Below are 14839 nucleotides of genomic sequence, written 5' to 3'. Positions count from 1 at the left end.
TTTGAAAAGTCATGTTTCATAACCGATGCTTTTGATCATCTGAGTAATGTGATTGATCAATTATATGACATTTTAAAAAAACAATATAATATTTAATTTTAATTTTCAATTCATATTATTAATATTATGTTTTGTTTGAAATACCTTGAGTTGTCTAAACTTTATAAGTTTTAATACAAAAGAATTATAACAATTGTTATATAACAATGGTTATATATAATTTAATGAATAAATAAAAAAAATAACGGTGAGAATATGGTAAAGATACCAGAACTTAAAAGAGGAATAGCAAACGATATCACAGAAACAATAGGAAATACTCCATTAGTAAGATTAAACAGATTAACTACAGGCCTTAAAGCTGAGGTTGTTGTAAAAGTTGAATCATTTAACCCTATAAGTAGTATAAAAGATAGAATTGGTGTTGCTTTAGTAGAATACGGTGAAGAGCAAGGACTAATTAAAGAGGATTCTGTACTCATTGAACCAACCAGTGGGAACACGGGAATTGCACTTGGGTTTGTGGCTGCTGCTAAAGGATACCGATTGATTCTCACCATGCCGGATACCATGTCTTTAGAGCGAAGAAAACTTCTGGCAGTATTTGGTGCAGAAATTGTTTTAACTCCGGGCGCAGATGGAATGCCTGGTGCGATAGCTAAAGCTGAAGAGTTAGCCAGTCAAATTCCAAATGCGGTAATGCCTCAACAATTCAAAAATCCAGCTAACCCTAAAATTCACAGGGAAACTACAGCAGAAGAAATCTGGAGAGACACTGAAGGTAAAGCAGATATTATTGTTGCGGGAGTAGGTACCGGAGGGACAATTACTGGTGTGGCTGAAGTATTAAAAGAAAGAAAACCGGGATTCAAAGCTGTTGCTGTAGAACCTGAGACTTCACAAGTATTAGCCACTGGTGTAAAAGGACCTCACAAAATACAGGGTATAGGTGCAGGATTTGTTCCTGAGGTTCTCAGAACAGATCTAATTGATGAAATTATTCCGGTTAAAGATGAAGATGCTGCAGCAACTTTACTAAAACTTGCTCGTGAAGAAGGAATTTTTGCGGGTATTTCTTCAGGAGCGGCTACATGGGCTGCAATTGAACTAGCTAAAAGACCTGAAAATGAAGGTAAATTAATTGTAGCTGTTTTACCAGATACTGGAGAAAGATACCTCAGTATGGAATGGGTTTTTGAGGAATTATACCAATCATATGATCAGGCAATGTTCCCCCATTAATAAACATTAAAATTTATAGAGCATTTAAAAAAATTAGTTTTATTGAATAAAGATTTGATTTAGATAATCTTTTAAATAACTAGATCTTTATTATAAATTTACTAAAATTCTATGTCTTAAAAACTAAATTGGAGGTTTTTCATGCTTGAAATGGTAAAAGAGGATATGAATATGGTAAGAATGAGAGATCCTGCTGCACGCAGTACTCTGGAAATATTACTCTGTTATCCGGGATTATTTGCAATATGGTTCCATAGAATAAGTCAAAGGTTCTGGAACCACAATTTACTTTTTTTAGGAAGATTCATATCTGCTTTTGCTCGTTTTGTCACAGGAATTGAAATTCATCCAGGAGCAGTTATAGGTCGGAGGGTTTTTATAGACCATGGGATGGGGGTAGTTATTGGAGAAACTGCAATTGTCGGTGATGATGTCTTAATTTATCAGGGGGTCGTACTTGGTGGTACAAGTCTTGAGCGAAAGAAAAGGCACCCCACTATAAAAGACGGTGTTGTTATAGGTTCTGGAGCAAAAATTATAGGTAATATAACAATCGGGACCTGTTCTAAAATCGGAGCAGGATCTGTTGTTTTAAGGTCTATTCCTCCAGGTGCAACATGTGTAGGAATTCCTGGAAGAGTTGTACAAGAAGAGCGAAAATGTGCCATTGATTTAGATCATGGTGAACTCCCGGATCCTGTTGCAGAAGTCATTAATTTACTTTTAAAACGACAGGATGAAATGGAAGCTCAGATAAAAGAACTGGGACTCACTTCAGAGGTAATGAAAATAAATGGCTTATTAAAAAGAAAATCAGAAATGGAAGAAATATTTTGTGAGGGGGCAGGCATCTAAAAAAATATGGAAAAACATAATATATAATCAAATTTAATTTAAATAAAATGATTATAATTGAAGATTTTAACAAAGATATTAATTTAAAATATCTTAATTAAAAATAATATGTTAAAAGTCATTTTTTTAATTAATTGTTTAATTATTAATATAAATATAACAGGAAATCGTGATTTAAATGAGACCTCCATGTGAAATGGTTGTGTGGTATGTTATACCAACAGTTCGTTCAGAACTGGCTAAAGAACTTCTAAAATTGGGTATGAAACAAAAAGAAATTTCTGAATTACTTGACATTACTCAACCGGCAGTTTCCCAATACATTAGTGATAAAAGGGGACACGGCATAAAATTCAATGATGATATCCAGAAATTAATCAAAACTTTTGCATTAGACCTTAAAGAGGGCACAGCAACTACCAGGGATATAATACCTCGTACTTGTCATATATGTAAACGGGTTAAAACTGAAGATATTATGTGTCAATTACATAAAGAAAAAGATAATATTCCATCTGATTGTAATGCGTGTATGGGTTCTGAAGCTGACTGCGGATGATCCCATATATTAACTAAGAAACTAAACAAAGCCATATAATCTAATTTTGACTTTTAAAATAAATATTTTTATAAATGCATAAATTATTATATATTTAAATATATTTTACGTATTCTAATCTATTTTTTCAATTGAATATTTCATGAAATTTGACCTTTTTTAACTTTATGAAATTAAATCTTAGTAAATTCTTAGTAAATAATTAATTTTATATAATTCGATTATAAAATACGATTTAGGATTTAATAAACTTATAAATTAAAGATTTTATAACTTATCTTATTATTCAATACTAAAATTAATCAATAATAAACTAACCAGCCATTAAAATAACTTATAAAAAATTGGGATATAAATGTGTGGAATCGTTGGCATAGCGGGAGATAACATTTCTAATGATCTAAAAGAAATGTTAGGTCTTTTAAAACATAGAGGGCCTGATGATTCTGGCCTATGGATTAATAATCACTTGATTCATGGAGACATATCACAAATAATCACTCCTGAAGGAAATTTTGGCCTGGGGCATAATTTACTCTCTATTGTAGGGTGCCATGGATCGCAACCAATTGTAAATGACCAGTGGTTATTGGTTTGTAATGGTGAAATCTATAATTTCCAAGAAATTAAAGAATCTATAAAAATCTCTTCTGAAAACGATTTTAAAACGGATTCTGATTGTGAAATTGTTATTAATTTAAACAAATACTTTTTGGAAATTTTAATGGAAAAAAATGGCCTTGATTTGAACTTTAAGTATAATTCAAAGGAAAATGATAGTTTTGACTATCGAACTGAGGATTCATATAAGAAAATATTATTAGATTCTTTAAAAAAAACCATGCAAAAAATTGATGGAGATTACGCTTTTGCTATTTATGATGGAAAGAATTTAGCATTGGCTAGGGATCCGGTAGGTGTCAAACCACTTTACTATGGTAAAATTAAAGGTAAAATACGAGCTTTTGCTTCTGAAAGAAAGGCCTTATGGAAAGTAGGGATAAAAGAAGTTCATTCATTACCTCCGGGCCACATTCTGTTCAATGACGAACTGATTCTTGCTGAATCATTGTTAGATTTGAAAGATCCTAATATCCATAATCAGGATAATGATTATAAAATAAATAATAATTCATTAAAATCTTTGAAAAATGAATTAAAACATGTATTAGAAAAATCGGTAGATAAAAGAATTTATGGCTTGGATAAAGTGGGATTAGTTTTCTCGGGTGGTGTGGATAGTACAATATTAGCTTCTATTTTAAAAAATAGGGACATCGAAACCACACTTTACACGGTTGGAACAAAAAACTCTTCTGACTTTCAATTTGCTAATAGGGCTGCTGAATATTACGATTTAAAATTAAAAACTTTTGATGTAAATGAAGAGATTGTTAGAAATACATTAAAACCGGTTTTAGAGGCCATTGAAGAGTTCAATGTAATGAAAATTGGGGTGGCCATGCCTATTTTTCTTGCAGCAAAAATGGCCAGTGAAGATAAATTAAAAGTTGTATTATCTGGTCAAGGTGCTGATGAACTATTTGGGGGATATAATCGTTACCTAAAAGATTATTTTAATTATGGGGAAGGCACTCAAGAAGTATTAAAGCAAGATATAAAGAATATTTATCATGTGAACCTTCAAAGAGATGACGCTGCTACTATGGCCCATGGTGTTGAACTCAGAGTTCCTTTTTTGGATAAAGAGGTAATTAAAACTGCTTTTAGAATACCAATTAAATATAAAATTGAAAGTGAAAGTGATATATTACGAAAGCATATTTTGAGACAGGTGGCTGGTGAAATGGGCGTTCCGGATTTCATTGAAAATCGCCCCAAAAAAGCAGCCCAATATGGGTCTGGTGTTCATAAAATATTGGTAAAAAAGGTCCTTAAAGATTTTGATGAGGTGGCCTTCATGAAACAACTAAGAGGCTTTTAGATAATTAAGATTATAATAGGATAATTCATTTATTAATTAAGTAATTATATAATCAAATATTATTCAATAAGTTTAGTTCCTTGATTTTTATGCATTGGTTTTATTTTAAAATCTTCTAAATTTACTATGAACAATATTTATAAAGCTAAACAAATTAATAATAATATAAATAAGATATTCTAATTTAATAAATTTTAAAAATAATTCAAAATAAATTAAACTTTACCACTATACTTAAAGAGAAGGATTTTAAATGAAAATCGAAAAAGAAGCAGAAAAAATCTTAAAAGAATTTTCAAAAACATTGGAGAACATTCCTGAATTGGAAGAAACTCATTATATTGTAGATAACATTAATCTTACACGTAAAGATATAGCTCATGATAAAAATCCTTACCGGATAATGAGAAATACTAATGTGGATGAAAATGGAAATATGATTGTTGAAAAGAGTAAATGGAAATAATCTATTTCATAATAATTAATTTTAACTAAGATTTTTATTTTACTTATTAATTTTATTTTTATTAATAAAATTAGGACTATTTAGATACTTAGAATTTATAATACATAATTAAAGAGGAGATAAAATGCGTTTGAACCTGGTACTTGAACTTCTGGATGTTCCTGGGAAATTAGTAGCTGTATTAGAACCTATTGGGGCTTTAGGAGCTAATTTAGTTACAGTTATTCATCAAAGAGATATTAAAACTGAAAGAGGATTAATTCCAGTTCAAATAACTATTGAAGGAGAACCTAATACTCTTGATTTGGTAATGAAAAAGCTAGATGAGTTAGGAATCAAAGTTATTGAAATGGATGGAGTTCTTCTCAAAGAAACCATAAAAACTATTCTTATTGGAAATATTGTTGACAGAGACGTTAAAGACACTATGGATCAAATTAACCAGTTAGAAGGAGTTAGGGTAGCAGATTTGGCTCTTAAAATGGCTGAAGAACCGCTGGATTCATCTGCAAGAATAACTGTGGAAGCAGATTTTGGCAAAAAAGAGGAACTAATGCACAGAATTAATAGCATTGGTCATAAAAAAGATTTTTTGGTTATTAGTGAAGTTTAATACTACCATGTGATTTTCTTAAATCGTGATTCTATCATATAGTCCATGATTCTCTAATTAGAATGATTTAAGTTAATTCAAACGTATTCTACAATAATGAGTTTGATATTGGAGGAATTTTATGCGAATTTGTTTAATGGGTTTTGGTGCCGTTGGCCAAGGGGTGGCTAAGGTTGTATCACAGAAAAAGGATTATCTCCTTAAAAATTATGGAATGGATTTGAAAATAGTAGCAGTTACAGATTCATCTGGAGCAGCTATTTCCCAAGAAGGCCTGGATCCAGAATTATTATTAAAAGTTAAATCAGAATCTGGAAAAGTTAGTGATTATCCTGAAATAGGTGTTAAAGCTATTGAGGGATTAGATGTTCTGGATAAAGTGGAATATGATTGTCTGGTGGAAGTAACACCCACTAATATTGAAAATGGTGAGCCTGCTAAATCCCTCACAATTAAGGCTATGAAAGATAAGAAAGATGTGGTAACTTCTAATAAAGGGCATCTTGCTTTATTTTTCAGTGAATTAAGGGACGTATCACAAGAAAACGGAGTCGAATTTAAATTTGAAGCTTCTGTTGGTGGAGCTATGCCTATATTAAATTTCGCCCAAGAAACTCTACCTGGAAATGAAATTAAATCCATATTAGGTATTCTCAATGGTACTACTAATTTTATTCTCTCTAGAATGACTGCTGAAGGTTCTTCATATGAACATACATTACAAGAGTCTCAACAATTAGGTATTGCTGAGACTGACCCTACTCAAGACGTGGAGGGAATTGATGCAGCTTGTAAAACGGTTATTCTGGCCAATGCTATTTTAGGTATTGACTGTACATTGAAAGATGTTCAAGTAACTGGAATATCAAGAATAACCTCGGAAGCAATAGATCTTGCTAAAAAAGATGGTTATTTAATTAAATTAATGGCTGAAGTTTCCCCAGATTCTTTAAATGTTTCACCCAGATTAGTACGCGAAGATTCTCCATATGCGGTAGATGGAACCTTGAATATGGCGACTCTTAAAACAGACCTGGCAGATGATGTAACTGTTGTGGGTAAAGGAGCAGGTTCTATAGAAACGGCTTCAGCTATTTTAAGTGATCTGGTTAATATCTGGAAGTCTAAAAAACTATAAAATCATGATAAAAAAATAATTATAAAATAGATATTTTTGATTCTAAGATAAAAACTAGGATAAAATTTTTATAAAAAATTTAGAAATTATATTTTTTATTAGGCATTTTCAGTTTATATTTTATTAATACAATGGATTAATTAGTTTTAATTCGAATATTAAATCAGAATATGGGATTGTTCAACTAAAAAATAATTTTATAATGATTAATGGAAGATTTTCATGAAATATGTTATATTAATTGGCGATGGGATGGCAGACTATCCCTTAAAAGAATTGGATAATAAAACTCCTCTTCAAGTTGCAAAAAAACCAAACATGGATAAATTAGCATCCATGGGATGCAGTGGATTTTTGAAAACAGTTCCTGATGATATGGATCCGGGTTCAGATGTGGCTAATCTTTCTATTATGGGATATGACCCTGAAGAATATTATACTGGAAGAGGTCCATTGGAAGCAGCCAGTATGGGTGTAAATCTTTCAAAAAATGATGTTGCATTTCGATGTAATCTAATTACTGAAAATAACGGCATTTTAGATGATTTTAACGCAGGTCATATTACATCTTCTGAATCTAAGGATCTAATTGATATTTTAAACAAGAACTATGATGATTTAGGTACTTTTTATCATGGTATAAGTTATAGAAATCTTTTTGTTTTCAGTAAAAAAGAATCTTCTAATTTAAAAACAACACCGCCTCATGATATTGTTGGTGAGAAAATATCCGAAAACATTATTCAGCCAGAAACTGATGATAATGCGATTTTACTGAATAAACTTATGGAAGAATCACGAGAAACTCTTATTAATTCTGAAGTTAATCAAAAAAGGTTAAATGAAGGCAAAAAACCCGCAAATAGAATATGGCTATGGGGCCAGGGTCCTGCGCCAGAAATAGATAATTTTTTAGAAAAATATTCTCTTAAAGGTGCAACTATCACTGGTGTTGATCTGATAAAAGGAATAGGACTTTATTTAGGCCTTAACAATATTGAGGTTCCTGGTGCTACTGGTTATTTTGATACAGATTATTCTGCTAAGGGTAAATATGCTGCTGATGCTTTAAAAGATCATGATATTATTTTTGTGCATGTAGAGGCACCTGATGAGGCAGGGCATGCTGGTGATCTTGAAGAAAAAATTAAAGCCATTGAAGAAATAGATCTTAAAATATTAGGGCCTTTAATGGAAGCTTTGAAGGATTATGAAGAATATTCTCTGGTTTTACTGCCAGACCATGCTACACCTATTGATATAGGTACGCATACCATGGATCCGGTTCCTTATGTGGTTTTTTCAACTAATCTAAAACCAGACTCTGTGCAGGAATATGATGAATTTTCTTGTAAAAATGGTTCTTTAGGTATTGATGTGGCCCATAATCTAATTAATAATCTTATTAATGGATTATAGTGCTTATTTAATTATTTAAACGTTTATTAGGATAATAAACAAATAATTACTGAATACTAATCAGAATATAACTAAAATAATATACATTAAATTTCATAACTTAAAATTTAGGGTTATATTATAAAAAATATAATAAAAACATATATTTACTCTGAAGTTCTAGTTAAAAAGGTATTATAATTTGCAATTGTTGATTTAAAGGCTAAAATCGTAATTCGGTATATGTCCATTTTAGTGTTTTTGGCTCTAAAATTTAAAATAGATTATAATAATTTTAATTCAAAAATGGATTTATTATGGCTTTTAAATCTCTTTAGTCTTTTTAATTATAGTCTTTTTAATTATATTTAATAATAATTTTACATGATATTTGATTTATATTAATTTGAATATTGGTTATTATTGATTTAATTTTGATGATAACAATTTTTTAAGGTAAAATATAGGAGTTGGTTGGTCTGGCAAAATATATATTTGTAACTGGGGGAGTTGTAAGTTCCATTGGTAAAGGAATTACCGCAGCTTCCATTGGAAGAATTTTAAGATCTTATGGTTTAGAAGTAACAGCTATTAAGATAGATCCTTATTTAAATTGGGATTCTGGAACTTTAAATCCTTATCAGCATGGGGAAGTTTTTGTAACCCTTGATGGAATGGAAACTGACCTTGATTTAGGCCACTATGAGCGTTTTTTAGATGTTAATCTTTCAGGTGAGTCTAATATTACTACTGGTAAAGTTTACATGTCTGTTATCAATAAAGAACGGAAAGGATCATACCTGGGGTCTTGTGTGCAAATTATTCCCCATATAACAGATGAAATTAAACATATGATTCGTAAAATGGCTGATAAAACTCAGGCGGATGTTGTACTGGTCGAAGTTGGAGGAACTGTGGGGGATATTGAAAGCCAACCATTTTTAGAAGCTTTAAGACAACTTAGAAATGAAGAAGGCCATGACAATGTAATGTTTGTTCATGTTACATATGTTCCTTATTTAAAGGCTGCTGGAGAATTTAAGACCAAACCAACCCAGCACAGTACTAAAGAGCTTCGAAGTACGGGTATTAATCCGGATATGATAATTTGTCGAAGTGAAATGCCTATTGATACGCCTTTAAAAATGAAGATTGCTCATTTCTGTGATGTTGAACCTAAAGCAGTAATTAATTGTCCTGATGTGTCCTCCATTTATGAAGTGCCATTGGTAATGGATCGGGAGAATGTAGGTAAATATGTTATTCAGAGAATTAAGCTGGGTGTTGAAGAAAACTCCCATGATCTTTCTGAGTGGGAGAATATTGTAGATTCTCTTAAAAAAGAGGAACCTAAGGTTCTTGTGGGGATTGTAGGCAAATATGTGGAGCTAGAGGATTCTTACATCAGTATTAGGGAATCTTTAAAGCATGCTGCAGCTCACGTGGGTGTTAAAGTTGAAATTGATTGGATAAGTGCCGAAGATTCTATAAATATGGAAAAACTTAAGGATTTAGACTCTATTCTAATCCCTGGTGGTTTTGGTGAGCGAGGAATATCTGGAAAATTAGATGCTGTTCGTTTCTCTATTGAGAATAATATTCCATTATTTGGAATTTGTCTGGGAATGCAGTGCATGGTGATTGAATTTGCACGTTTACATGGATTTGATGATGCGCACAGTACTGAATTTAACACTGAAACCACTTATCCAGTTATTGATATGATGGAAGAACAGAAAAAGATTAAAGACATGGGAGGAACCATGAGGTTGGGATCATATGATTGTAAGCTCAAGGAGAACACCATGGCCCATGAAGCTTATCAGGAAGAACTTGTGGAGGAACGTCATCGACACAGATTCGAATTGAATAATGATTTCCGCGAAGCTTTAGAAGAAAAAGGATTAATAATTTCTGGAACGTCTCCTGATGACTTTTTAGTGGAAATTGTTGAAATTAAGGATCATCCCTGGTTTTTAGGATGTCAATTCCATCCTGAATTTAAGTCCAGGCCTAATAGGGCACACCCAATATTTGTTTCATTTATGCAGGCCACAATGGATAATCTGAAATAAATTATAATCTTTTTTATAATTATCCTTTATATTTTCAGGAGAAATTAATGCAATGGGATTTATTTAAATATTTATTGCTGCTATTCATAACTATCCTAAATGTTTTCATTTAATAAATTCATTAAAAATTATTTCCAATCATTTATAAAAGATAGCATTAAATATCCTAGTTTTAAATTATAATTTAACTTCATTTAGTAATTAATTTAATAATATGTTTAACAAAATAATATGTTTACAATATAGTTAAAGTGATTTCATGATTTCAATCCCACTGATTTGTACCTTTATAGCAATTTTAGCATGCATATATGCTTCATACACAGACTTAAAGAGAGGAATAATTGCCAACAAGCTCACTTTTCCATTAATAGGATTAGGAATAGCTTTAAATGCTATTAACGCATTTTCAACTGGAAATTTAATGATTCTTGTTTATACTTTGTTATTTACAGGAACAATTTTTGTTCTAGGATATATATTCTGGAAACTCGGGGCCTGGGCTGGAGGAGATGTGAAAATGTTCACGGCCTTAGCTGCTCTTTTACCATTACAACCTGTTTTGATTAGTTATAGTATTTTAGGTTATTCATTGCCGGTAATGGCAAAATACCCATTCCCATTTACAGTTATTATAAATAGTATATTGGCCATATTGCCATTTTTACTAATATTTGTATTTTATATAGTTTACAGTGAAAAGCGACATCTTTTAGATGAATTAGCTTCACCAGTAAAAGAATATCAGAAAAATTTCCTTTTAGCATTGGTTGTTACCTCCGCGGTAACTATTACGTATTATATAACTCCATTTTTACCATTTCAAATTCTTATATTGACACTTGGAATGATTTACATTTTAACCGCCCTTATTTCTAAGATTCCCAATAGGATTAAAGCTGTTTTTGTTTCAATAATAACTGTTTTTGCTCTTTACACTAATAACAAAATCACTATATTGGGAATTGTGACAATTTTTATTTTTATAACTATAATTGGAATAATAAAGAAACTATTAACTTCGGTCAATAAAGAAGCTCTTCAGGATAATCATCAGGTTGATGATTTAAAAGAAGGAATGATAATGGCTCAGGGACTTTATGAAACAGAGGATAAAGTATATTTTGATAGTGAAGGAATCATATCCAGATTTAAAAAAGCTTCTAAAACCGGTGATTTATCTTCAATTAATGCACCTAAAGGAAAAATGCTTTTAGGAACTCTTGCTGCGGGCCTAACAGAAAAAGATATTGAGTTATTAAAAGAATTAGTTGCTGAAAATAAAATTAAAGATAGTATACGGGTCAAAAGAGGAGTTCCTTTCGCACCATCCATATTTATTGGACTTTTAATTTCTCTTTTTATTGGAGATTTGGCCTACATCTTTTTCCAGTTGGTTGACCTTTTAATGCATTAGTATTAAGTAACTAAATCTTTCTTAATTATATTGAAAATATTTCTTCTAAAAACTTAGAAAATTTAAAATAATCCTTAAAAATCGATTAATATAATTAAATTAATATTAAATTCAAGAGAAAAACTTAATATACATGTTTAGGATAAATTATTATGATGAAAGGTATGGACAAAAGAGGACAAGTATCGGTAGAATATTTGCTGGTTGTATTAATTTTGATAGTAGTACTTAGTGTTATTACTATTCCATTAATTGGAAACTCTATTGATGCAAGTAATGATGTTTCAGATGCTTCTGATGCTAAAATAGCTACAGACACATTGGCTAATGCTGCTGATGTTGTGTATGCTAATGGCCCTGGGGCTAAAAGGACAGTTAGTTTTTTTGTTCCTCAAACTGGTAATTTATCTTTTGTAAACAGTACGGTTAAAATGAGTTTACAATATTCTAATGGAACAAATAGTTATATCAATTCTTCGACTCAATATAATTTAGGTAATAAAACTACATCTGTGAGCTCTGGTTGGCATACGGGTAGTGTTTTCTGGACTATAGGAAATTCATATATAACTGTATCAATAACTTAAATTATTTTTTTATAATTGAGGGAGTTTATGAAGATTTTTTCTAAATTTGGAGATATTATAATAACACTTTTTTCTTTCACGGGTGCTATTGTTATTGGAATCATACGTCTTCCAACTACAATACGTGAATTGGATCTTAGAAGAACTGGTCCAGAAAAGATAAAAGAAACAGTTCAAAAAATTGATACTGATGAAATTAGTGAAAAGTTATCAAATATAACTAATAAAGTTGATGAAAAATATTCTAATTATTCTAATAAATCACCTAAAAAGGATGATGATGATGATGATGATGAAATGTCATCTCCCATTTATGCGAAGGAATTAGGTTCTGCGCCAGATATTGTAATGGAATCTGATGATTCGGATATTGATGAAGGCTCTATTATTATAAACTCTTCTAAGTTTGATTCTAAAGAAAAAGAAAATACAGTTTTAAGATTACAGATTGCTTCTGGTGCATTCCTTGTGGCATCAGTTCTTTTAGTATTCCATTTCATTTCATTTTATATTTATGTACTTTTAGGCATTTTATTGTCTGCATTTATTTATTACACGGTTTATTATAAGATAAAATTAATGTATACTCAAGATTTTAAAGCATATAGGGATTTTTTCTTTTTATATGTTGTAGTTGGTATAGTGCTAGTCTTTGTAGGTGGAAATGCTAATATAACTATGGCCTTCCCTTTCCAATTTTTCCCTTCATTTTCACTCCTCATATTTGCTGTAATATCTGTTGCTGCAGTATTCTTACTATTTAGAATTAGATATCATCGAAATTACACTTATGGTGAGATTATTGAGGCTGGAATGAATACTTCTCATGTTAAAGTGGATTACGATATTCGTTCTAATGTAAAACCAGATATGTATATTGTAGAAAACAATGGATTTAATGTTTCAGAAAATGAAATGGTTAAATTAGAAATTGATGGATCCATATTTAATATGAAAGGCAACAGGCCTTCTAAAGTAATTGGCAAAGTAGAAAGATTTAATTAACTCTTTTTTATTTTATTTGAATTAATAAATACAAAAATAGAATTTTACTGATGGTTAACTAAATTAATATAGTATATAAATCGTTATTACCTTTAACAGTTGTATTATTAATGAAGGTAAACCCTGCCTGATTAAGAATAGATTGCATAGTTTGATTTAAAACTAAAGATTTGTAATTGGCAGGTAATGTATTAGCAAATTGAAACTTAATATAGGTAACATTTCCAGCATCAGTCATATTCATTTTAGTAACTCGATTAGGAGTAAAAGATGGATTAGTTGAGGATATTTCTGAAAGTGAATTACTGGCACCTTCCCTAGCAGCACTGGTAATAGAATTTTTTTCAATTTGTGGCCCGGCAAGTGAGGCAATAGCCAATACAATAACCATTATAAATCCTAAGATTAAAAGAAACTCTATTGATATTTGTCCACGCACATCCATTTCTAGACACCAAAATAATTTAATTTAAGGTATTATATTAAATTAATTAAACTTTTTAGAATATCATTAATATATCTTAAATAATAAATCTATTTGTAATTAAAATCTCTTATTATTAAATAATATTACGCAAGATATATAAATGTTGTCAAATATAAATTTGATATAATGATAATAATAATAATCCTGGGGGAATGCATCTGAGAAGATTAAGAGCTGATTCGAGGGGTTTCGCATTTTCTTTAGATGTGCTTTTAGCTTTAATCCCCATTACAATTATTTTAGGAATGGCTGTTGCTAATATGGATAATATCATGTATTTATCGGAGAATACCATATATCAAAGCTCTTTGCAAAGAGTGGGAAGTGATGCGGCAGATGCTCTGGTTGAAACTTCGGGTGTACCTTATAATTGGGAAAGTACGGGTAATCCTTCAACTGTTGGTCTGGCTAAGTATGATATAAATAAAAATTTAACGGTAAAGAATTTGATGTCACCAGCCAAGCTTTCGGCTATAGATACAAATGATTTGGGAGCACTGGTAGGTCCTGGATATGGTGTTTATTTAAAGGTTAGTACTGCTAATTCTAATAATTCTACTATTATAAGGACAGTTGGTACTTATAATGCATCCTCGCAGAATATTGTTAGAGTTGAACGTTTAGTTTCTGCTTCTAATTTGGATCTTGTTGCCTCTTTGGAAGGTTTGATTAGAGATGCTGGTCAACCAAGAACTTACACCACTACATTTCCCACAAATGATGTTTATGTGCAAGCTTATGATTACTGGGTATTAGTTATAAACAGGGGTTATAACTCCGCAACGGTTGATGTTAACAATAACTGGGTTGTAGACCCCAATGAAATAAATCAGCATATTACTGAAATAAAACAGAAAATTGATATCCCATATATGTACAATGAAACTTATTTCCAGGATAATGTGGTTAATGTGAGGACGGTCAGTACTCCGGGTTCTACCATGGATGTTTATGTTATTGCTGCTCCCAAAGGAACCCCGGAACAAGACATTAATTTAGATAATATTAAATTAAGGCCGGCTAAATTTGAATTATATATATGGACAAGGTGA

General features: G+C 30.9%; 14 protein-coding genes. 13 read left to right on the top strand and 1 reads right to left on the bottom strand.

Features of this window, described 5'->3' with window-relative positions:
- The first annotated feature begins 255 nt into the window (after positions 1 to 255).
- The 12 genes from cysK (at position 256) to Q7I96_07055 (ending at position 13300) form a co-directional block, all read left to right on the top strand.
- Positions 256 to 1242 carry a cysteine synthase A gene (gene cysK, locus Q7I96_07110; GenBank protein ID MDO9627375.1) on the top strand — a complete coding sequence of 329 codons (987 nt, stop codon included), beginning with the start codon at positions 256 to 258 and terminating at the stop codon, positions 1240 to 1242.
- A 141-nt stretch (positions 1243 to 1383) separates the two neighbouring features.
- On the top strand, positions 1384 to 2097 hold the full coding sequence (gene cysE / locus Q7I96_07105; GenBank protein MDO9627374.1) for a serine O-acetyltransferase: 714 nt from the start codon (positions 1384 to 1386) through the stop codon (positions 2095 to 2097).
- 178 nt (positions 2098 to 2275) lie between these two features.
- Positions 2276 to 2656, top strand: coding sequence for a helix-turn-helix domain-containing protein (locus Q7I96_07100; protein ID MDO9627373.1), 381 nt, complete (start codon positions 2276 to 2278; stop codon positions 2654 to 2656).
- Positions 2657 to 3011: 355 nt separating this feature from the next.
- Positions 3012 to 4601 carry an asparagine synthase (glutamine-hydrolyzing) gene (asnB, locus tag Q7I96_07095; protein ID MDO9627372.1) on the top strand — a complete coding sequence of 530 codons (1590 nt, stop codon included), beginning with the start codon at positions 3012 to 3014 and terminating at the stop codon, positions 4599 to 4601.
- Between the two features lie 253 nt (positions 4602 to 4854).
- Positions 4855 to 5067, top strand: a complete 213-nt coding sequence (gene gatC, locus Q7I96_07090; protein MDO9627371.1) for an Asp-tRNA(Asn) amidotransferase subunit GatC — start codon at positions 4855 to 4857, stop codon at positions 5065 to 5067.
- A gap of 124 nt (positions 5068 to 5191) precedes the next feature.
- A complete protein-coding gene (locus Q7I96_07085; protein ID MDO9627370.1) occupies positions 5192 to 5680 on the top strand; it encodes an amino acid-binding protein in 489 nt (162 codons plus the stop codon).
- Between the two features lie 121 nt (positions 5681 to 5801).
- Positions 5802 to 6818 (top strand): homoserine dehydrogenase, encoded by a 1017-nt coding sequence (locus Q7I96_07080; protein ID MDO9627369.1) that lies wholly within the window; start codon positions 5802 to 5804, stop codon positions 6816 to 6818.
- Between the two features lie 222 nt (positions 6819 to 7040).
- Positions 7041 to 8237, top strand: a complete 1197-nt coding sequence (locus Q7I96_07075; GenBank protein ID MDO9627368.1) for a cofactor-independent phosphoglycerate mutase — start codon at positions 7041 to 7043, stop codon at positions 8235 to 8237.
- Between the two features lie 449 nt (positions 8238 to 8686).
- On the top strand, positions 8687 to 10291 hold the full coding sequence (gene pyrG, locus Q7I96_07070; GenBank protein MDO9627367.1) for a CTP synthase (glutamine hydrolyzing): 1605 nt from the start codon (positions 8687 to 8689) through the stop codon (positions 10289 to 10291).
- A 259-nt stretch (positions 10292 to 10550) separates the two neighbouring features.
- Complete coding sequence (locus Q7I96_07065) at positions 10551 to 11708, top strand: A24 family peptidase C-terminal domain-containing protein (GenBank protein MDO9627366.1); 1158 nt, start codon at positions 10551 to 10553, stop codon at positions 11706 to 11708.
- A 164-nt stretch (positions 11709 to 11872) separates the two neighbouring features.
- The gene (locus Q7I96_07060; protein ID MDO9627365.1) at positions 11873 to 12295 is read left to right on the top strand and encodes a class III signal peptide-containing protein; all 423 of its coding nucleotides are present in this window, start codon (positions 11873 to 11875) and stop codon (positions 12293 to 12295) included.
- A gap of 27 nt (positions 12296 to 12322) precedes the next feature.
- Complete coding sequence (locus Q7I96_07055) at positions 12323 to 13300, top strand: DUF2101 family protein (GenBank protein ID MDO9627364.1); 978 nt, start codon at positions 12323 to 12325, stop codon at positions 13298 to 13300.
- A 58-nt stretch (positions 13301 to 13358) separates the two neighbouring features.
- Here the strand turns inward: Q7I96_07055 and Q7I96_07050 are convergent, their stop codons facing one another.
- The gene (locus tag Q7I96_07050) at positions 13359 to 13745 is read right to left on the bottom strand and encodes a pilus assembly protein (protein MDO9627363.1); all 387 of its coding nucleotides are present in this window, start codon (positions 13743 to 13745) and stop codon (positions 13359 to 13361) included.
- A gap of 194 nt (positions 13746 to 13939) precedes the next feature.
- On the opposite strand from Q7I96_07050, the gene Q7I96_07045 reads away from it, so the two are divergent.
- Positions 13940 to 14839, top strand: a complete 900-nt coding sequence (locus Q7I96_07045; protein ID MDO9627362.1) for a hypothetical protein — start codon at positions 13940 to 13942, stop codon at positions 14837 to 14839.

The organism is Methanobacteriaceae archaeon (assembly GCA_030656015.1).
GTDB lineage: Archaea > Methanobacteriota > Methanobacteria > Methanobacteriales > Methanobacteriaceae > UBA349.
The sequence above is the reverse complement of the archived record's forward strand: the minus strand, read 5'-3'. Positions and strand labels throughout refer to the sequence as shown.